The sequence below is a fragment of the Streptomyces sp. NBC_00654 genome (assembly GCF_026341775.1).
Taxonomy (GTDB): Bacteria; Actinomycetota; Actinomycetes; order Streptomycetales; family Streptomycetaceae; genus Streptomyces.
In genome coordinates this window covers 2,472,491-2,492,559 of sequence record NZ_JAPEOB010000001.1, presented here as the reverse complement: position 1 = coordinate 2,492,559, position 20,069 = coordinate 2,472,491, and the positions used below count along the sequence as shown (strand labels likewise).

At 72.5% G+C, this 20,069-nt stretch carries 9 protein-coding genes and 1 pseudogene; 4 read left to right on the top strand and 6 right to left on the bottom strand.

Translation table 11 applies throughout. From position 1 onward, the window contains the following. Positions 1 to 41: 41 nt before the first annotated feature. A complete protein-coding gene (locus tag OHA98_RS10745) occupies positions 42 to 1,469 on the bottom strand; it encodes a DUF4192 domain-containing protein (RefSeq protein ID WP_266924641.1) in 1,428 nt (475 codons plus the stop codon). Positions 1,470 to 1,758: 289 nt separating this feature from the next. Here OHA98_RS10745 and OHA98_RS10740 point away from each other — a divergent pair, with 289 nt between their 5' ends. After that, positions 1,759 to 2,415 carry an isochorismatase family protein gene (locus OHA98_RS10740; protein WP_266924639.1) on the top strand — a complete coding sequence of 219 codons (657 nt, stop codon included), beginning with the start codon at positions 1,759 to 1,761 and terminating at the stop codon, positions 2,413 to 2,415. Between the two features lie 76 nt (positions 2,416 to 2,491). Next, a complete protein-coding gene (gene argB / locus OHA98_RS10735) occupies positions 2,492 to 3,409 on the top strand; it encodes an acetylglutamate kinase (protein WP_266924637.1) in 918 nt (305 codons plus the stop codon). Between the two features lie 147 nt (positions 3,410 to 3,556). Here the strand turns inward: argB and OHA98_RS10730 are convergent, their stop codons facing one another. Continuing rightward, the gene (locus OHA98_RS10730) at positions 3,557 to 4,078 is read right to left on the bottom strand and encodes a GNAT family N-acetyltransferase (protein ID WP_266924635.1); all 522 of its coding nucleotides are present in this window, start codon (positions 4,076 to 4,078) and stop codon (positions 3,557 to 3,559) included. A gap of 377 nt (positions 4,079 to 4,455) precedes the next feature. Between OHA98_RS10730 and OHA98_RS10725 the strand changes: the two genes are divergently transcribed. Further along, a complete protein-coding gene (locus tag OHA98_RS10725; protein WP_266924633.1) occupies positions 4,456 to 4,908 on the top strand; it encodes a hypothetical protein in 453 nt (150 codons plus the stop codon). Between the two features lie 88 nt (positions 4,909 to 4,996). Here the strand turns inward: OHA98_RS10725 and OHA98_RS10720 are convergent. Continuing rightward, positions 4,997 to 5,533, bottom strand: a pseudogene (locus OHA98_RS10720) (amidohydrolase family protein); the annotation flags it as partial. Positions 5,534 to 5,632: 99 nt separating this feature from the next. Beyond that, positions 5,633 to 5,845, bottom strand: coding sequence for an MbtH family protein (locus OHA98_RS10715; RefSeq protein WP_266924631.1), 213 nt, complete (start codon positions 5,843 to 5,845; stop codon positions 5,633 to 5,635). Between the two features lie 266 nt (positions 5,846 to 6,111). Here OHA98_RS10715 and OHA98_RS10710 point away from each other — a divergent pair, with 266 nt between their 5' ends. Further along, positions 6,112 to 7,227: an alpha/beta hydrolase-fold protein gene (locus tag OHA98_RS10710; RefSeq protein ID WP_266924629.1), complete on the top strand. Its 1,116-nt coding sequence runs from the start codon at positions 6,112 to 6,114 to the stop codon at positions 7,225 to 7,227. Between the two features lie 163 nt (positions 7,228 to 7,390). On the opposite strand, the gene OHA98_RS10705 is transcribed toward OHA98_RS10710, so the two are convergent. Both OHA98_RS10705 and OHA98_RS10700 read right to left on the bottom strand, forming a co-directional pair. After that, entirely contained in the window at positions 7,391 to 9,091 is a 1,701-nt protein-coding gene (locus tag OHA98_RS10705) for an ABC transporter ATP-binding protein (RefSeq protein ID WP_266924627.1), read from the bottom strand. Next, on the bottom strand, positions 9,078 to 20,039 hold the full coding sequence (locus OHA98_RS10700; RefSeq protein WP_266924625.1) for a non-ribosomal peptide synthetase: 10,962 nt from the start codon (positions 20,037 to 20,039) through the stop codon (positions 9,078 to 9,080). The genes OHA98_RS10705 and OHA98_RS10700 overlap by 14 nt, the downstream gene beginning before the upstream one ends. Positions 20,040 to 20,069: the final 30 nt, after the last annotated feature.

Here is a 20,069-nt window from a genome sequence, read left to right as displayed (position 1 = left end):
CGGCGGGTGCGCCCGGTGGCCATGCGCCGTCGCCGCGGCGGTCATCGGCTGTTCCCGGTCGCCCGCCGCCCGTACCGACCGGGTTCCCGCTGCCCGCGCCGAGCGGCGGCACCACCCGGACGGATGGCACCGGGTGCCCCCTTCCTCCGCTTCGCCACGGGTGTCCGCCGCGGCGGGCGGGGCAGCCGTTGCGTCCGCTGCGCGCGCGACCGCGTACGGCACTCGCGCAGGGCGCCTCGAGCGTCCCCTGGCAGACCGTCAGCACTACCGGTGTCGCCTCCTGCGGTTCCACCGTCCCGGAGGTCTCCGCCCGGGGCACCGCCGGCCGGGGCGCCGCCGCCCACGACGGAGTCGTCCTCGCCGCGCAGACAGCGGCGCAGCGTCTCCGGGTCCAGGCCCTCGTTGCACGCCTGGTGCAGCAGTTGGGCGAAGGTGTAGTCGGGGTCGGCACGGAGGGCCAGCCCCAGGGCGACCCGCGCGCCCGGTTCGTCACCGGTCGACCAGGAGACCCAGCCCGCCAGGGTGAGCGGAGCGGCGGCGTGTTCCACGTACGGGCCGACACAGCGGCGGGAGAGCGCCCGCCACAGCCTCAGCGCGGAGTCCGCTTCGGGACCTTCCATCCACTCCGCCGCCTTGTCCCGGGTCTCCCGGTCCTGAAGCCCGAGGATCACGGCAGCCGCCTCGTCGTGGCTGATCAGTTGATCGTCGCTCCTGTCGGCGGCCGACGGCACGGACGGCGGCACCTGCCGGAGACGCCGCATGAGCACCCGCGCGAGCTCCAGGGTCTCCCCGGCCACCTCGACCCGCCCGTCCTTGTCCAGGATCCGGGACACCAGCGAAGCCCCCGCCGTGTCCAGTGCGTGGCACTGCGCGGGGGCGGCCGGAGACCGCCATGGCGAGAGCCGCTCCTCCATGTCCCGCAGTGATCCCCGCACTTGGATTCCGGCGTACGCGGCCGCGGCCGCCATGACCGTGGTGCCGGGCATCGCCAGGGGGTTTCCCTGCGCGGGGCAGCACCGGGCGTCGGGGCAGCAGTAGGACCAGTAGCGGCCGTCGGAAATGCAGAGGGCTTCCAGAACGGGGACGTCGAGGGCTCCGCAGGCGGTGCGCAGGCACTGGGCCAGGGGCCTCAGACGCTCCATGGTCTCGTGGGCGCTCTCGCCCTCGGCCGGATCCTGGCAGAGGAAGACGACGATCGCGTCGGGCCGGGAACCGCGCCGCTCGCTCCCCACGATCAGCGACTCCGCCAATTGGCCCGCGACGGGCGCCCATTCCTGCGGCGCCCGCGGAATGCCGAGCCTGAGCCTGCCGCCGAAGCGGCCGCGGCCGCCGTGCAGGGCCACCATGACCACGCTGTCGTTCGGATGGAATCCCATGAGGTACGGAAGGGCGTCGGCGAGCTCGGCGGGACCGCGCAGCGTGATCTGCTGCTCGTCGGCCGGTCCGGTGGATTCGTGGTGCTTGTTCATGGCATGACCGTCCCGCGTTCCGCGGAATTCCGCGACCCCTGTGGATAACTGTTGTCCACAGGGCCGCACCGCCGTTCGCGGTTTGTCATAGCCATCGGGTTGCATGGGGGTCGGTGCCGCACCCCCATCGGCATCCCCTTGCACGGGAAGGCAGTTGGCCTGCCCGGCGGAATCCGGGAGAGCAGGAGGACCACGCCATGATTGCAAGAATTTAGGTTAGGCTAAGCTAAGAAAAACTCGGCAGTTCGGACCCGGCGGTGCGTGCGTCATCGGGGAAGGGGAGTCACCCATGCGCCTACCCGCCATCGACGCCTATCCCATGCCGGAGCGCGGCGCCCTTCCTCAGTCGCAGGTCTCCTGGAGGATCGATCCGGCGCGCGCCGCGCTGCTGGTCCACGACATGCAGAGCCACTTCGTCGGAGCGTTTCCGGCGGGGCGCTCACCCGTACGGGAACTCGTCGACAACATCGCGGCGCTCCGGGAACTCGCCGGGACGCTGGGCATGCCGGTCATCTTCAGCGCGGAGCCGGCCGGGCAGGAGCCGGGACAGCGCGGGCTGGTCGCCGACATGTGGGGTCCGGGCATCGGGGACGAGACCGATGCCGCCGCGATCGTCGCGCCCCTCACTCCACGCCCCGGTGAGCATCTGCTGCCGAATGTGCGTCACAACGCCTTCCTGCGCAGCCATCTCGGCAGACTGCTGCGCGCGAACGGCCGCGACCAGCTGATCATCTGCGGGGTGTACGCACACCTCGGTGTCCTGCTGACCGCCGCGGACGCCTTCATGAACGACATCCAGCCGTTCGTCGTCGCCGACGCGGTGGCCGACTTCTCCGCCGAGGAACACTCCCTGGCGCTCCGCTGGGCCGCACGCAGCGGCATGGTCTGCATGACGGACGGCCTGTTGCGCGGCCTGCTCCTGCACAGGGAACCGAAGAACGCGTGACCGCTTCGCGCGCCGGAGGCGCCGGACGGACAGACGGGCGCGCAGGACAGACGGGTACCGACGAGAGACGGAGACCATGACCCATCGGGCAGCGGAAGTTGTCTCGCAGCGCGCGGACGCGGATCCGGCCGGAGGGCCTCGAATCCGGCCGGAGGAACCGCCGGACGGTGTGGTCGTCGTCAAGTTCGGCGGCAACGCGATGGTGGACGCCGCCCTGCAGCGGACGTTCGCCCAGGACGTCGTGGAGCTGTGGCACGCGGGTCTGCGCCCGGTCGTCGTGCACGGGGGCGGGCCGCAGATCAGCGCGATGCTCGACCGTCTCGGGCTGGAGACCCGGTTCGAGGCGGGCCTGCGGGTGACCACTCCGGAGATCATGGAGGTCGTGCGCATGGTGCTGACCGGCCGGGTCCAGCGGGAACTGGTCGGACACATCAACGCCCATGGACCTTTCGCCGTGGGCATGACCGGCGAGGACGCGCATACGATGACAGCGGTGCGGCGCTGGGCCCGGGTGGACGACCGGCCCGTGGACATCGGTCTCGTGGGTGACATCGTGGAGGTGAACCCGGGGGTGGTCCGCGCGCTCCTGGAGCAGGGCCACATCCCGGTGGTCTCCCCCGTGGCTCGCGGCGAGGACGGCCAGGTCTACAACGTCAACGCCGATCTCGCGGCGTCGGCTCTCGCCGTGGCCCTCGGCGCCCGGCGACTGGTGGTGCTCACCGATGTGGAGGGGCTGTACGCGGACTGGCCGCACAGCACCGAGGTGATCGGGCGTCTGACGGCCGACACCCTGGACGGGATGCTGCCGGATCTGGCGAGCGGGATGCTGCCCAAGATGGAGGGCTGCCTGCGGGCCGTACGCGGCGGCGTACACAGGGCTCATGTGCTCGACGGACGCGTGCCGCACGCGGTGCGGGCCGTCTTCGGCGGGACCAGACCCGGCACCACCGTGGTTCCCGGCGACAGTCCGCACACCGACCGGAGCACTGTCTGACCCTCATGGGGGCGGACGCGTCGACCCCGGCACCGGGGCACCGGTGCCAGCGGAAACCGGTGCCGGCGGAAGACCGCGCCTACCGGAAACCGGTACCGATGGCGGCCGGCGTCCCGCGGCACCCGGCGCGAGCGCACCGGCCGCACATCACAGCGGCCTCGCGAGGATCCGCGCGTTGCGCCGGGGGTCCAGGGACTCCACCCAGGACGGCGGCGCCAGACCTGCGGCCGCGGGCGCGAACCCGTACCGGAGGAACAGGCCGCCGCCACCGGTCGTCGCCGTGAACAGCGCACCGAGCGACCGGGCGTGCGCCATGGCCAGCACGGCCCGCAGGAGCCCGGCTCCCACCCCGTGACCCTGTCTGTGCCCGGCCACGCAGAAGTTGTACAGAACACCGGCGGGACCCCGGTCCTCCCCCGGGCCGGCCGGATATACACGCAGGCCCACACAGCCTTCCAAAGGGCCCTCGGGGGCCACCGCCACAAGGAACTCGGCCGCGCGGGCGGCGTACAGCGGGAGAGGGCGTTCCCTCAGTGCCCCCGAGAGCACGAAGGGCCGGGACAACTCGGCGAGCGCGGCAGCGTCGCCCTCATGGGCGGAGCGTACGGAGGACGCCGGCGCAAGGCGCGCGTGCGGCAGCGGGGCAGGGCGCGGCGTAACCGTGAACAAGGCTTTCCCTCCTCGGTTTCCACGATCGAAGAAATGGCTCATCGCCGTGACACCGCAACGAACAAGCAAAATAAGGCTAGCCTTACCTTAGTCGCTCGTCCAGTGCGGAACCGACCACGCGGCACCGCCACTTCGGGACCCCGTGGACCGGCACGCCCGGCCCGCCCCGCGATACGCGAAGGCCTCGGCGTGCGCGGATCCGCCCCCCCATTTTGGCCGTAGCATGTCAAAAATCATGACGGTGTGCCTTGTTGTCTCCAGGGGGCCGTGCCTCAATGGGGGAACCGCCTTCCTGACGACGCGTCAGGGCGGTTCCGCCATGCGGCGCGGCACGGCGATCGCGCGCCGGCAGTCCCCCCACACGAAGGGCAACCACCATGCACGGCACTCGGCTCGGTATCGGTTCCGTCCTTGCTGCGGGCATGCTCGCGCTGGCCCCCACAGCCAGCGCGGTCACCCCCACCACCGCAACCATCACGTTCGACTGCGGTTCGTACGGTTCGGGCAGCGCGTCCCTCACCGCCACCCAGAGCGGGACGGCCGCGACCATCAACGTCTCGACGTCCGCCATCACCGCCCCCATCAACGTCGGGGCGAACTCCGTCAAGTCGACGCTCACACTCACCAACAAGGGTGCGGGGTCGGTGACGTTCACCGGCAGCTCCAACCCTGCCATTCCGGCCGGAAGCCCCGTCTCCACGGGCCTGCTGAACGGGACCGTGGCCTCCGGGGACAGTCTGGAGGCCACATCCCTCAAGGTCGTGGTCTTCGGCATCAGCGTGACGTGCAACGCGACATCGGCCCAGGCGCCGGGACCCTTCGTGTTCTGAGCCGGCCCCCCCGGCGAGGTGCCGGGACGGAACAGCGACAGCGATAGCGACACCGCCGGCCGGTGCCCCCGTTCTCGACGGGGACACCGGCCGGCGGCCGCGCGACACGACACCGCACGGCACGGCACCGCACGGCGGGGCCGGTCCGGAGGACGGCGAGCTGCCACCCTGCGAGGCGGCCGTCCACGATCATCTCCGTGAGCACGTCGGGGTCGTCCTGCAACTGACCCGCGTGGTCCAGCCCTTCGTACGGGCCGGAGAGCGCGGCGGTCCGGGCCATCATGCCGCCGTCGGTGTAGATCTTCAGCGCGCCCACGGAGAGACGGTCGTCGCCGAACCCGGTGCGCAGGCCGAGGTCCAGGGCCCGGGGTATGCCATCGGTCCCGTGCGCGGAGACCGGGCGAAGCCGTTCCGCCGACACCATGAGCCGCACCCGCAGCGGCAGCGATCCCTCCTCACGGGCGAGTTGGCAGGCACCCGGCTCGACCGGACTGTGGCCGAAGAGGGTGCCGCCGATGCCCGCCTCGGCGCAGGCGGTGACCCCCTCGGCCAGACAGGTCCGGGCAGCGCGCCCGATCGCGCCGGCCAGCTCCCGCTGGGAGTACGGCAGGCGCAGCGCGCGGGCGGGCCCCCGGTGACGGGGAACGGCCGCCTTCCGTGACGTACCGCCGCCCTCGTCACCCCTGTCGGGGCAGGTCCCTCGCGGTGCGGTGCGCCGTGAAGATCAGGCGTCCATGGAAGCCGCGAGTGAACGGGGGCGCAGGTCGGTCCAGTTGGTCTCGATGAACTCCAGGCACGCCTCCCGGGTGTTCTCGTCGAGAGCGGTCGTCCAGCCCCCGGGAACCTCGGCGAAGGACGGCCAGAGCGAGTGCTGTCCCTCGTCGTTCACCAGGACCAGGAAGCGGCCTTCGGGGTCGTCGAAAGGGTTGGTGCTCATGCTGTCGGTGCCTCCTCGGGCCGACGGGCCGGTGGTGGCCGCGTCGTGAGTGCGTGTCAGGTCGTCGTGGCTGCGGGTGGAGCCGGTACACCGGGAGTGAATTAGGTTAGGCTCGCCTAATTAAAAGCGAGCTTAGCCTTTCCCTTTCCCTCTCACAAGGAGACGTTCATGCGCCCGGTGACCGAACCGGTCCGCGCCGAGAACGGCACGGACCACCCCCCGAGCGGGTCCCCTCGGACCGTGGACGGCTACCTCACCGTCCGGCCATGACCGGTCCCGCATCCGGCCGCGCGGCCGGCGGGGAGAACCCCTTCGTCAGGTTCGGCATGCACGGCGAACCCGGAACCGACGAGTTCTGGGCGGCGGCGCGGACACCCGCGTCGGTACCCGCCGACGGCGGCGACGGCTGGTGCACCGTGTTCCTGTGGCGTGGGTCTTCGGCGGCCATCGACTTCGAGAGCTGGTCGGAGCCCGTCCCCCTGCTCCGGTGGGAGGGTACGGACTGCTGGTACGCCGAGGTGCGCATGCCCGCGCGGCTGCGGGTGACCTACCGGTTCGTCGCGGACGGCGCGGCGTTCGCGGACCCGTTCAACCCGGTCGGCGCGGGCGGTGACCGGTCCATCGCCGCGACCCCGGACGCCCCGGCCCAGCCGCACTGGCCCGTCATCGGCGCCGAGGACATCCTCCCCGTCCCGGCCGCCCGGCTCCGCTGGAACAGCGAACGGCTCGGCGGGCGGCGTACCGTGCGGGTCCACCCGGCGGGCGGCGGCGGACCGGTGGTCCTGCTGCTCGACGGGGACGACTGGCTGTATCTGCACCCGGCCATGACCGCGTTCGACTCGGCCGTCGCCGCCGGGGAGATGCCCCCCGTCACGCTCGTCTTCCTTCCGGCGAAGGACCGGGCGGCCGAGTTCGGGTGCCGGCCGGAGCTGTGGGAGGCGGTCCGCGACGAACTGCTTCCGCTGGTGGCGGAGTCCGGCGTACCCGCCGACCCGGACCGGCTGGTGGTCGCCGGGCAGAGTCTCGGCGGGCTGAGCGCGCTGTACGCGGCGCTGGAGTTCCCGGTCCTGGTGTCCCGGATCGCCTGTCAGTCCGCGTCGTTCTGGTGGACGCCCGAGGCCATGGAGTCGGCGGATCCCCTGGGCGGCCCGGTGGGCGGAGCCGTCGCCGCGCGCCTGCGGGAGCACCCGGGGCTGTCCGGGCTGCGGGCCGCGTTCGACGTGGGGGAACACGAGACGCGGATGCTGCCCCACTGCGAGCTGGCCGAGACGCTGGCCGAGCGGGCCGGTGCGACGGTGCGGGTCTCGCGGTCGGCCTCGGGCCACGACCGGGCCGGCTGGCGGCACGCCCTCCTCAGGGATGTCGCCTGGGCGCTCGCCTGAGCACTGCCGAAGGCACCGAGGGCGCCAAGAATGCCGGGACACCGGGAACGCCGGGGACACCGGGACACCGAAGGCAGCGGGAACGCCGAGGATGCCGGGGACGTATCACCGCGCCCCCGGCATCCCTCCTGCGCGCACGCCTACGGGCGTCCGTGACGCGAGGTCACCGCGCCACGGCCAGGCAGTAGTCCTCGTCGGTGGCCAGCAGATTGCGGTGGGTGTCCTGCGCGGTGATGACGCCGTCGTCCAGGACGAGCACACGGTCGGCGGCGTCCAGCAGGGCCGGGCTGCTGGTGATCACGACGGTGGTGCGGCCTCGGCGCAGCTTCGCGACGTTGCGTGCGATGAGCTGTTCGGTGACCGCGTCGACGGCCGTCGTCGGGTCGTGCAGGACCAGCATCTCGGTGTCGGCGGCGAGGGCGCGGGCCAGGGACAGCCGTTGGCGCTGCCCTCCGGAGAGGTTCGCGCCGCGGTCGCGGACGCCGTAGTCGAGTCCTTCGCGGTGAAGTGCGACGACATCGGTCAGCATGGACGCCTCGACGGCCTCGGGGACCGTCCGGCTGGTGCCCGACGGATCGATGTTCGTACGGAGGGTTCCCGCGAAGATCTCAGCGTCGTACGGGTTCACCAGCAGGTGTTCGCGGACCGCCTCGACGGACAGGTCCCCGATCGCCTGCCCGCCGACCCGTACCGTGCCCTCGTAGGCATGGGGCGGGACGTTCACGGCCAGGACCGACGCGAGGTCGGCCGCCGCGCGAGGCTGGTAGACGGCGATCGCCACGAACTCGCCGGCGGGCACCTCGAACTTCAGCTCGTGCAGGGACCCGTACCGTACGCAGTCGACCACGAGATCGCCGCCCACGGCCGGGCGCTCCGGGCCCGGGGCCGTCACCGGCGGCGCGGACAGCACCAGCGACATCCGTTCGGCCGAAGCGCGCGCGATCATCACGTACTTCGGCATCTCCGAGAACATCTTCAGCGGTTCCATGATGAACTGCGCGAGGCCCACGGCCATGACCAGCTCACCGATGGTGATCACGCCGCCGAACGCCAGCCAGCCCGCCGTCAGGGTCACCGCCGCGGCGAGGACCGCGTTGAGGGCCAGCGCCGTACCGGCGTAGGCGCCGTTCACCCTGGCCACGGTGATCGCCTGGTGCTTCGCCTCCGTGCTGACCTTCCGGTAGGAGAGGAACGCCGCGTGGTTGCCGCCGAAGCCGTGCAGCGGGCGCAGGCCGGTGATCAGGTCGGCGACCTTCGCGCCCGCCCGCGCCACCCGGGCCTGCTGTTCGCGGGTACTGGCACCGATGCGCTTGGACATCACGGCCAGGATGGACAGGATCGCGACGGTTCCCGCGATGACCAGCAGGCCGAGCCGGATGTCGGCCAGCCCCAGCGCGACGGCCGCGACCAGCACCGCGACCAGTGAGCTGATCAGCAGCGGCACCACCTCGATGATGTCGGCGGTCTGGTCGGCGTCCTCGGTGGCGATGGTCAGCACCTCGCCGGACTTCAGATCGACGTCCCTGGCCACCGGCTGGAGTCCGCAGGCCGCCACCTGCACCCGCCAGCGGTGCGCCTCGGTCGTGTTGGCCTTCTGCAGGATGCGCATGCCGAACCGCCACGACAGCGACACCGTCGTGATGATCACGGCCAGCGCGCCGATCGACACGGCGAGCGCGCCGAGGCTCCGGTCCTGCATCGTGTGCTCGACGATCAGGCCGAGCGCGATGGGGAAGGCGGTCTCCGCCGCCTGGTACATGCCCATGAGGACGGTGCCCCAGGCCATGGCACCGACGTTGCGGCGCAGTGCGGTCCGCAGGATCCGGGACCCCGCGCGGGGCCTCTGCGTGTCAGGAGTGGTCATCAAGGTGACGGGCAATCGCTTCCGGGGTTCGCAGGGTGTACAGGTCACGGACGGTGACCACAGGACCGTACTCCCGGCGGAGCAGCCCGATCAGCCGCACCGCCAGCATGGAGTGCCCTCCGAGGGACACGAAGTCGCTCACCGCGCTCACCTCGTCGTCGTCCAGGTCGAGCGCTTCGGCGAAGAGCTCGCACAGCACGGTCTCGGTCTCTGTCTCCGGGCCGCGTTCACCCGCCGTGGTCAGCGCGCCCAGCGGTTTCGCCTCCGGCAGCGCCTTGGTGTCGGCCTTCCCGTTCACCGTCAGCGGGATGCTGTCGACCTGGGCGTAGTGCGTCGGGCGCAGGAAGTCCGGCAGCCCGGCGCCCACCTCGGCGGCGACCTCGGCCAGGCCGGAGCCGTCCAGCACGAGATACGCGGCCAGCCGGTGGGCGCCGTCGACCTGCGGGTCGGGCTGGGCGACCGCGGCGGCGAAGCGTACCGCCGGGTGCGCCGCGAACGCGGCCTCGACCTCGCCCGGCTCGACCCGGTGACCCCGGATCTTGACCTGCTGGTCGGTGCGGCCCAGGTACGTCAGATTGCCGTCGGTCCGCCGGACCACCAGGTCCCCGGTGCGGTACATCCGTTCGCCGGGTTCGCCGAACGGGCACGCCACGAAGCGGTGCGCGGTCTGGGCGCTCTGCCCGAGATAACCGCGCGCGATGCCGATGCCCGACACGTACAGCTCACCGGGCGCTCCGTCCGGCAGGGGCCGCAGCCAGGGGTCCAGGACGTACACCTCGGTGTTGTCGATCGGGACGCCCACCACCGGGTCCTGGCATTCGAACGTGCCGACGCCGAGGGTGTTGATGGTGTATTCGGTGGGTCCGTACAGGTTGTAGCCGACCGTCCCCCCGGTGTCCGCCAGCCGCTGCCACAGCGTCGGGGTGACCGCCTCGCCGCCCAGCAGTACCAGCGCGGGCCGCCGCTCCGGCTGGTCGAGCAGTCCCTCGGCCACCAGTTGCTGCGCGTAGGTCGGCGTCACGTTGATGACGTCGATCCCGTGCTCCAGGCAGTACTCGACCAGCCGGGGCGCGTCGCGGCGCAGCTCCTCGTCGCAGATGTGCACCTCATGGCCGTCGGCGAGCCACAGCAGTTCCTCCCACGACATGTCGAACGCGAACGACACCGTGTGGGCGATCCGGAAGACCCGGTTGCCGTGCTCCGCGAGGACCGGTTCGAAGATCCGGCGCTGATGGTTGATCAGCATGTTGGTGAGGCCGGCGTACTCGGTCACCACGCCCTTGGGCTTCCCGGTCGACCCGGAGGTGTAGATCGTGTACGCGGGGTGGCGCAGGCGGTCCGGGTCGTCCGCCGCGAAGGTCACGTACGGCTCGGCCCCGGGCAACGGGCGGTCCAGCTCGATGAGTTCGCCGGTCAGCCGGGGCGACACGGCGCTGACGGTGAGGATCACCTCCGGGCGGGCGTCCGCGACGATCGTGGCGATCCGCTCGTCCGGGTGGTCCAGCTCCAGCGGCACGTACGCGGCGCCGACGCGCAGCACGGCGAACAGCGCCACGATCGAGTCCAGGGAACGCGGGACCGCCAGGCCCACGGCCTGCTCGGGGCCGATGCCCCGCCCGGCGAGCACACCTGCCACCGTGCGGCTGCGGTCGCGGAGTTCACCGAACGTCATGGCCGAACCGTGGGCGACGAGCGCGACCCGCCCCGGATCACGGTCCGCGGCCCGGTCGAACCGGTCGACGACGGTGTCCGTGCCCACGTCCGTACGTTCCGCGGGCGCGGGATCCGCTCCGAGGCCCGGCAGAGCCCCCACCGGGCCCGTCGCCCCGGCCAGGTCCTCCAGCACGCGCACATAACCGTCCAGGAGACGGCGGGCGTTGCCGGTGTCGTGGTCGCGGTGCTCCAGCTTGACCGTCAGCCGGTCGCCGGGGGTGACGACCCAGGTGAACGGGTAGTGCGTGGAGTCGTCGGCCTTCACCGAGGTGATGCCGTGCCGGGCGTTCATCTCGGCGAACGCGTCCATGTCCAGGAAGTTCTGGAGGACGAACAGGTTGTCGAACAGGGTGTCGTGCCCGCTGGCCCGCTGGATCTCGCCGAGCCCCAGGTGCTCGTGCTCCATCGCCTCGACCCGGGCCGCCTGGACGGCCGACAGGTAGTCGCGGACCGTGTCGTGGGGGCGCGCCCGGGTCCACATGGGCACGGTGTTGAGCAGCACGCCGACGATGTCGGACAGGCCCTCGCCGTCCCGGCCCGAGACGGTCACGCCGAACACGGCGTCGGCGCGGCCCGTGTGTGCGCCGAGGAGAAGGCCGAACGCGCCGGTCAGCACCGAGTTCAGTGTGACGCCGTGCAGCCTGGCCGCTTCCCGCAGCAGTTCGGACAGGTCGGCGGAGAGTGTGCGCACGAGCGCGTGGGGCAGTTCGTCGGGGAGGGACGGCCGCGGTCCGGCGAGCAGGGTCGGACCGCTGAGGCCGGCCAGGTGCTCCGCCCAGAAACGCTCCGACACGGCGGGGTCCTTGGCGGCGAGCGTCCGGGCGTGGTCCTCGAAGCTCGGCAGGGCCGGCGACGCGGACGGTATCCCTCCCGCGACGACGGTCTCATAGGCGTCGAACAGGTCCCGCAGCAGGATCTCGCGGGACCAGCCGTCCAGCAGCAGCAGGTGGTAGCTCAGCAGCAGCCCGTCCCCGTGACCGGGCAGCCGCACCACGGTGAGCCGGATCAGGGGCGGCTCCCCCGGGTCGAATCCCGTGTCGCGGTCCCGGGCGCGCAGGGCGTCGACCTCCGCGTCCGTCGACAGGGCGACGGTACGGACATCGACCCGCCGGCCGGCCCTGAGGACCTGGACCGGGTTTCCGCCGTCGTCGGTGGTGAAGCCGGCGCCCATGACCGGGTGCCTCGCGATCACGTACGCCATCGCCCCGGCGAGCGCGTCGGTGTCCAGGCGCCGGTCGAAGGCGAAGTAGGACTGCGCGACATAGTGTCCGGCCGTCCCCGCCATCTGGGCCTGGAAGAACAGACCCCGCTGGAGCGGGGTGACCGGTGCGGTGCGCTCGGCCGTCGCGGACACGTCCGCGATGTGCTCCAGTGCGCCGAGCCAGTGCCCGGTGATCTCGTCGGACACGCCCTCCGCGAGGGTGAAGGCCGCGTGCAGGCTTCCGGTGGCCTCGTCGGTCCACGCGTTGACCTCGACGGCGTACGGGCTGCCCCGGTCCCCGCCGGTGAGGCGCGGCACCTCGGACTCGCCGCCCCGGCCGAGGTAGTTGAACAGCACCTGCGGGCGGGCGTTCAGCAGTGGGGCCGTCTGCGGGTTGAGGTATCTGAGCGCGCCGTAGGCGACGTGCCCGCGCTCGTCCGGCTGGCGTTCGGCGACCTCGCGCGCCGCCGCGACGGGGTCGGTGCGCGGGGTGAGCCGTACGGGCGCGATGGAGGTGAACCAGCCGACCGTGCGGGTGTAGTCGTGGTGTTCGAGGGCGGGAACCCGGCCGTGCCGCTCCAGCTCGATCGCGAGATCGGTGGGCTCCGGCTGGATCCGTGTCAGCGCGGCGCGCAGCGCGCCGCACAGCAGTTCGGTGAGCCCCACGCCGAGTGCGGCGGGGGCGGTGCGCGTCACCCGGTCGCTCGCCCCGGGCGCGAGGACGACGGTGGTCTCGCGGAGCCGTACGGCCGGAGGCAGCGGCGCGGGGGCCTGGAGTGTGGTGATCCAGTTGCCCAGGCTTTCCGTCTCGTGGGCGGACCGTGCCGCGAGCGCCTCGGCGTACTCGGCGTAGGACGTGGTCGGCGGCGCCAGGTCCGCCCCGCCCATGGCGGTGGCCAGGTCGTCGAGGAGGACGAGCCAGGACACCGCGTCGACGGCGATGTGGTGCGCGGTGACCACCAGGGTGCGGCTCGCCTCCAGCCAGGAGAACGCGATGACGTCCCCGGACTCGGGATCGAGCCGTCCGGCGGCCTCGTCCGCCGCCGCTGTCGCGTCGGCCGCGTCGGCGGTGACGACGGTGATCTCACCGGCCGGTCCGGTGCGCAGGGCCCACACCCCGTGCTCGGCGCGCAGCCGCAGCCGGAGGGCCGGGTGCGCCGCCACGACGGCGTTCGCGGCGCGCACGGCGTCGGCGAGCCCGGTGCCCTCGGCCGCGACCAGTGTTCTGGCCTGGGCGAACCGGGCGAGCGAGCCGCCCAGTTCGCGCTGGCGCAGGATGATCGGTGTCGGTGTCAGCGGGCCGTCCGCACGGCGGGACGGCGCCGGCGCGGCGGGCTGCGGGGTACGTGTCCCCAGGTGCTCGGCGAGGGCGCGCGGTGTCCTGAAGAGGAACACGTCCCGGGGTGCGATCGGCAGGCCGAGCGCCCTGGCCCGGTTGACCACGGTGATGGCGACGATGCTGTCGCCCCCGGCCCGGAAGAAGTCGGTGTCGGCGTCCGGGGCGGATCCGGGCAGCGTCTCGGCGAAGACGCCGACCAGGGCGGCGAGCGCGGAATCGCTCGTGGCGGCCGGGGGGCCGTCCTGCGCGGTGGCGGCACGCGCGGCCAGCGCCTTCCGGTCGAGCTTGCCGTTGACCGTCAGCGGCAGGGCGTCGACGGGCAGCACCCGGCCCGGCACCATGTGCGCGGGCAGCCTCGCGGCCAGCAGCCCGGTGACGTCACCGGGCACGCCGCCCACCACGTGCGCGACGAGGTGGTCGCCGCCGTCCGCCACGGTGACGGCCGCGTCGACCACGCCGGCGAGCTCCCTGACCGCGGACTCCACCTCACCGAGCTCGATACGGAACCCCTTGAGCTGCACCTGGTCGTCGGCGCGGCCGGTGAACTCCAGCTCGCCGTCGAGCGTGCGGCGGGCGAGGTCGCCCGTGTGGTACATCCGGGAGCCGTCGCCGGCGAACGGATTCGCCACGAACCGGGCCGCGGTGAGCCCCGGCCTGCCCAGGTAGCCGAGGGACACCTGGTCCCCGGCGACGTAGATGGCGCCCACCCGGCCGGGCGGCACCGGCCGGAGCCGGTCGTCGAGCAGATGGGTGACCAGTCCGGGGATCGGGCCGCCGATCGGGCTGACGTCGTCGCCCGGTCCGAAGTCCTCGTCCGTCAGCACCCGGTGGGTGACATGGACGGTGGTCTCCGTGATGCCGTACATGTTGACGAGCTCGGGCGAAGCCGTACCGTGCCGCTCGGTCCAGCCGCGCAGCCGCCCGAGGTCCAGCGGCTCGCCTCCGAAGATGATCCGGCGCAGTGCCGTGACCGGCTCGTCGGCGTGCCGGTCGGCCTCGATGAACTGGTAGAAGGCCGACGGGGTCTGGTTGAGCACGGTCACCGAGCGCTCGCGGACCAGCCGGTGGAAGTCGACCGGGGAGCGCGTCAGACCGTACTCCGGCACCAGCAGCTCGCCGCCGTGGGCCAGCGCGCCCCACAGCTCCCAGACCGCGAAGTCGAAGGAGAAGGAGTGGAACTGGACCCATACGTCGTGCGGGCCGAAGTCCATGTCCGGTCCGGTGTTCGCGAGCAGCGTCACCACACTGGAGTGGGGGACGACGACGCCCTTGGGCCTGCCGGTCGATCCGGATGTGTAGATCACGTACGCGGCGTCGTGCGGGCCGGGCCCGGGGGTGGGCCGGGTGGTGACCGGCGGCTCGCCGGGGCCCGTGCCGGACGTCCGCGGCTCGTCCGTCCGCCGCTCGTCCGCCGGCGGCTCTTCCCCCTGGACGAGCACCCGGGCCGGTACGCCCGCACGGGCCAGCAGCACCGTGAAGCGGTCCTGCTGCTCCCGGTCCACGAGGACGACCTGCGGAGCGGAGTCGGCGAGGATGTACTCCAGCCGTTCGTCCGGGTAGGCCGGGTCCAGTGGTACGTAGGCGGCGCCCGCGGTGACGACCGCGACCAGGGCGACGACCTGTTCGAGGGAGCGCGGCACCGCGACGGCGACCCGCCTGCCGGGTCCGGCACCCGCCACGCGCAGGGCCGCGGCCAGCTCGTCCCTGGCGTCCGCCAGTTCGCCGTACGTCAGTGAGCGGCTGCCGCCGTCGAGTGCGCACTGGGTGACGGCGGTGGCGGCCGGGTCACGGGTCGCGGCGGCGTCGAACAGCTGGTCCAGGGTCGTCGGGGTGATCCGGGCCGGCCGCCGGCCGTCCTCGGTTGCCAGGCCGTCGACCGGGGCGTCCGGCCGGGTGAGCAGGCCGGTGAGGGTCCGGGTGAAGGTCCGCAGGATCTCCTGGGCGCCCGCCTCGCGCAGCAGTTCGCCGTCGTAGATCAGGGTGAAGCGCGGGCGGCCGTCACGTCCGCGCTCCACCACCAGGGTCAACGGGTAGTGCGGGGCACCCTCGTTCACGAGGGACGTGACGGTCAGGGTGTCGCCGGGCCGTCGCAGAGCGTCCACGTCCGTCGCGACGTCGAAGACGACCAGGGTGTCGAACAGCGCGCCGCCGGCCCCGGCCTGCCGGCCGATCCGCGCCAGCGAGACATGCTGGTGCGGCAGCACCGCGCTCTGGTGTTCCCGCACCGCGGCGAGCAGGTCGCGCGCCGTGCTGGTTCCGGTCCACCGTGCGCGCACGGGGATCGTGTTGATGAACAGGCCCACCATGTCGCCGATGCCGGGCACGTCCGCGTCGCGCCCGGACACGGTGGAGCCGAAGACGACGTCCCTGCCGCGCAGGATGCCGCCCAGGGTCACCGCCCAGGCGCTGTGCACGGCCACGCTCAGCGGCACGCCCGCGGACCGGACGGCCGCGTCGATGTCGGCACCCTCGTCCCCGGGTACGACGGAGGTGTCGGCGAACCGGTCGGAGGGGGTGTGCCCCTCGGTGACCAGCGAGGGGCCGGGCAGACCGGCGAGTTCGCCGCGCCACACCCCGTCGCTCTCGTCGGCGTCGCGTCCGGCCAGCCACTCCACGTAGTCGGAGAAGCCGCCGAGCGGGTACACGGTCCCCGGCGCGTGGTACTCGGCCAGCAGCGAGCGGAGCATCGGCGGCACCGACCAGCCGTCGGCGATGATGTGGTGCACGGTCTGCACCAGGACGTTCCGGCCGGAGCCGACGCGGATCAGCGTGCAGCGCATCAGCGGGCCGGTGGCCAGGTCGAACCCGGCGCGGCGGTCCCGCTCGGCGTGGTCGCGGATCTCCTCGTCGGTGATACCGGGGAGGTCCAGCGTGGTGAAGGGGACCTCCGCACCGCTCTCGAGGACGGAGACCACCCGGCCGTCGGCGAGGGCGACGAACCGCGCGGCCAGGTTCGGGTACAGCGTGAGCAGCCGGGTGGCGGCCGTCGCGAGGCGGTCGGCGTCCACCTCGCCCTCCAGCGTGAGCAGTTGCTGTTCGACATAGCTGCCCGCCGAGTCGTCGTCGAAGACCGAGTGGAAGTACAGGCCCTCCTGCAGAGGCGTCAACGGCAGGATGTTCCGCAGCGCCGGGCCGTCCAGGCCGTCGACATCGGACTGGGTGAGCGGCACCAGGGCGAAGTCGCTGGGAGAGTGGCCGCCCTCGTCGAGCGCGGCCAGGCCGGCCAGGGCCGTCAGGAAGTAGCCGCCGAGGGTCGCGATGTCCTCGTCGGTGAACATGCCTTCGGGCCAGGAGATGGTGGTGACCAGTTCGTACGCGCCGGTCGGGGCGGGTTCGGCGATCGCGTTGAACTCCAGGGCGCGCGGCAGGCGCATCCTCGGGTCGCGTTTCTCGCCCAACTGCCCGGTGGTCCCCGCGAGCTGCCAGTCCCCGGGGGCGCCCGCGTCGAAGCGGCCCAGGTAGTTGAACAGCACCTGTGGCGCGGGCGCGTCGAACACCGTGCCGGCCAGATACCGCAGGGCACCGTAGGAGATGCCGTTGCCCGGCACCCGTGCGAGGTCCTCCTTGACCGCCTTGAGGGCGGCGGCGAGGTACTCGGGGGCGGTGGGATCGGCCGCCGCACCGGGGTCGACGGTCACCGGGAACAGGGTGGTGAACCAGCCCACCGTCCGTGAGAGGTCCGGTTCGAATCCGGCGGCGCCCGCCACGGAGCGGCCCTCGCGGCCGTGGCCCTCCAGTTCGATGTGGGCGAACGTCTGGTCCTGGCCCAGGTCGCGGCGCCACCGGGCGAGGGTGACGGCCAGCGCGGTCAGCAGCACGTCGTTGACGCCCGCGTGGAACTTCGCGGGTATCCCGCCGAGCAGCGCCGCCGTGACCTCGGGGCCGGCCGCGAAGCTCCGCTGCCGCTCCCGGGCGACGGTGTCGGCGCCGGAGAGCGCACGCCTGCCCACCGGTCCGTCCGCTCCCGGCAAGGGGCGGAGGAAGTACTCGCGGTCGGCGTCGAACTCCGTACGTCCCAGAAGCTGTGTCCAGCGCCGGAACGACGTACCCGCCGGGGGCAGTTCGACCGGCGCGCCCGAGGAGAGCCGGCGCCAGGCGGTGGCCAGGTCCTCCATCAGGACCCGCCAGGACACACCGTCGACGACGACGTGGTGGACGACCACGACCAGCTGCCGTGCCTCGCGGCGCCACACGGCCCGCAGCATCACGCCGCCCGCCGGATCGAGCCCTTCGGTGGCGAGCGCGACGCACTCCTCCAGCGGACGGTCGCTCTCCTGCCATCCGGCGGCGGTGTGCTCCGCCCCGGGTATGTCGAAGCTCCAGCGGTCGCCGCGCACCAGGCGGGCGCGCAGCATGTCGTGCCGCGCGGTCACGGCGTCGAGAATCGTGCCGAGCGCGTCGGCGGTCAGGTCCGCCGGGGTGTTGAGCACCACCGACTGGACGAAGCCGTCGATCTCGCCCGTGGTCTCGCCGAGCCACTGCACGATGGGCGATCCCACGACGGGACCGGTCGCGGTATCTCCGTGGTCCACGGTGGAGATGTCCTCACGGCTCGCCACCGCCGCCAGTGCTCCGACGACGCTGTTGGTGAAGATCTGCCGCGCCGTGACATACAGTCCCGCCTCGCGCAGCGCGCTCAGCAGCGAGATCGCCAGAATGCTGTCCCCGCCGAGCTGGAAGAAGTCCTGGTCCGCACCGACCCGTTCCAGCCGCAGCACCGTCGCGACCGCCGCGCACACCACGCGCTCGTTCTCGGTGACGGGCGTGAGGACCGCGCCCGTCCCGACCACGGGCTCCGGCAGCGCCCGCCGGTCGGTCTTGCCGTTCGCGGTGAGCGGGAACTCCCCCATCACGACGATGTGGGCGGGCACCATGTACTCCACCATGTGCAGGGCGGCCCATGCCCTGACCTCGTCCGCCCGCAGTTCCTCGCTCCCGGCGGCCGGGATCACGTACCCCACCAGATAGGTGCCGCCCGCCGTGTTCTTCCTGGCGACGACGCAGACGTGCCGTACGCCGGGGTGCTCCGCGAGACCGGCCTCGACGTCCTCGATCTCCAGCCGCATGCCGCGGATCTTGATCTGGTTGTCGGCCCTGCCGAGGAAGTCCAGCGAGCCGTCGGGGAGGTACCGCGCGAGGTCACCGGTGCGGTAGAGCCGTGATCCGTCCGCGGCGAACGGATTCGCCACGAACCGGGACGCCGTCAGGCCGGGCGCGTTGACGTAGCCGCGTGCCAGGAGGAGCCCGCCCACGTACAGCTCACCGCCGACGCCGACCGGGACAGGGCGCAGTTCGCCGTCCAGCACGTACAGCTGGGTGTTGGGGTTGGCCCTGCCGATGGACGTCGACAGACGCTCGGCCGCGCCCCGGTAGATGACGTGGGAGACACCGATCGTCGTCTCGGCCGGGCCGTAGCCGTGGTACATGGGGATGTCGAGCCGAGTGCGGAACCGCTCGTACAGCTCGGGGGTCAGCACCTCGCCGCCGCACCACACGTGCCGCAGGCTGTCCAGACGCCCGGAGTCGCCCGCGATCTCCAGCAGTACGTCCAGCATGGACGACACCAGGTAGGTGAAGGTGACGCGCTGCTCGGCGATGACGCTCAGCAGGTGATGCGGGTCGCGTTCGCCGCCGGGCCGCAGGACCACCAGTCTGCCGCCGGACACCAGTGGCAGGAAGATCTCGTTGATGGAGATGTCGAAGGACAACGGCGCCTTGAACAAGGACGCGTCGTCGTGGCCGAATCCCAGGATCTCCCCGGCCTGCCACAGCAGCCGCTCGCTGATCGCCTCGTGGCGGATCATCGCGCCCTTGGGCCGCCCGGTCGAACCGGACGTGAAGATGACATACGCCAGGTCCGGGCCGCGGACAGCCTCGCCGGTCCCCCGGTCGGGTTCGGCGGCGAACCGCCAGTCGCCGAGGTCGACGGCCACGGCTTCGGGTTCGCCCGCCGCGTGTTCCCCCGAATCGTTGAGCTGGAGCACGACCCCGGCGTCCTCGGCGACGACGGCCCGGCGCGCGGCGGGCCACTGCGGGTCGAGCGGCACGAACGCGCACCCGGCCCGGAGCACCGCGAGCAGCCCGATCACCATGTCGGCGGAGCGGCCCAGCGAGATGCCGACGACCTGCTCGGAGGTGAGCCCCCGCCCGGCCAGGTGACGGGCCAACTGGCCGGAGAGTTCGGCGGCCTCACGGTAGGTCAGCGAACGGTGCTCGTCGACGATGGCGATGGCGTCCGGCCGGTTCCGCGCCTGCTCGCGGAACATCTCCACGACGGTCGGGCGGACCCGGTCGGCGCCGGTGTCGTTCCACTCGGCCAGGGCGGCGATCCTCAGCGCGGCGCTGTCCGGGCCGACGGTGCCGATGGGCCGGTCCGGGAAGTCGGCCAGATCGTCGAGGGCGAGCTGCGCGTCGGCCGGCACGACGCCCGCGGGGACGGTGATGCTCCGGCCGTCCGCGCCGGCCTCCCAGCCATCGGCCCCGGAGCCGCCGTTGTCGACCCATCCGAGGACATCGGCGAACAGCGTGCCGGGGGCGAGATCCGCGCCCTCGGGGCTCCGGCCCGTCGCCCAGTACGCCAGAGCGATGGCACACGCTTGCGCGATGGTGCGGTCGCCGTAGTCACCGGTGCGTCGGCGTACGCCGTCCAGACGCGCGGAAGACAGCAGAACGGGACGAGCGTTCGGTTCCCTCATCGATGACTCAGCATCCCTTCCAAGTACCAG

Excerpts from the sequence above, each read along its gene's own strand:
- OHA98_RS10745 (WP_266924641.1), bottom strand. The coding sequence starts at position 1,469 with ATGAACAAGCACCACGAATCCACCGGACCGGCCGACGAGCAGCAGATC.
- OHA98_RS10740 (WP_266924639.1), top strand. The coding sequence starts at position 1,759 with ATGCGCCTACCCGCCATCGACGCCTATCCCATGCCGGAGCGCGGCGCC.
- argB (WP_266924637.1), top strand. The coding sequence starts at position 2,492 with ATGACCCATCGGGCAGCGGAAGTTGTCTCGCAGCGCGCGGACGCGGAT.
- OHA98_RS10725 (WP_266924633.1), top strand. The coding sequence starts at position 4,456 with ATGCACGGCACTCGGCTCGGTATCGGTTCCGTCCTTGCTGCGGGCATG.
- OHA98_RS10715 (WP_266924631.1), bottom strand. The coding sequence starts at position 5,845 with ATGAGCACCAACCCTTTCGACGACCCCGAAGGCCGCTTCCTGGTCCTG.
- OHA98_RS10710 (WP_266924629.1), top strand. The coding sequence starts at position 6,112 with ATGACCGGTCCCGCATCCGGCCGCGCGGCCGGCGGGGAGAACCCCTTC.
- OHA98_RS10705 (WP_266924627.1), bottom strand. The coding sequence starts at position 9,091 with ATGACCACTCCTGACACGCAGAGGCCCCGCGCGGGGTCCCGGATCCTG.
- OHA98_RS10700 (WP_266924625.1), bottom strand. The coding sequence starts at position 20,039 with ATGAGGGAACCGAACGCTCGTCCCGTTCTGCTGTCTTCCGCGCGTCTG.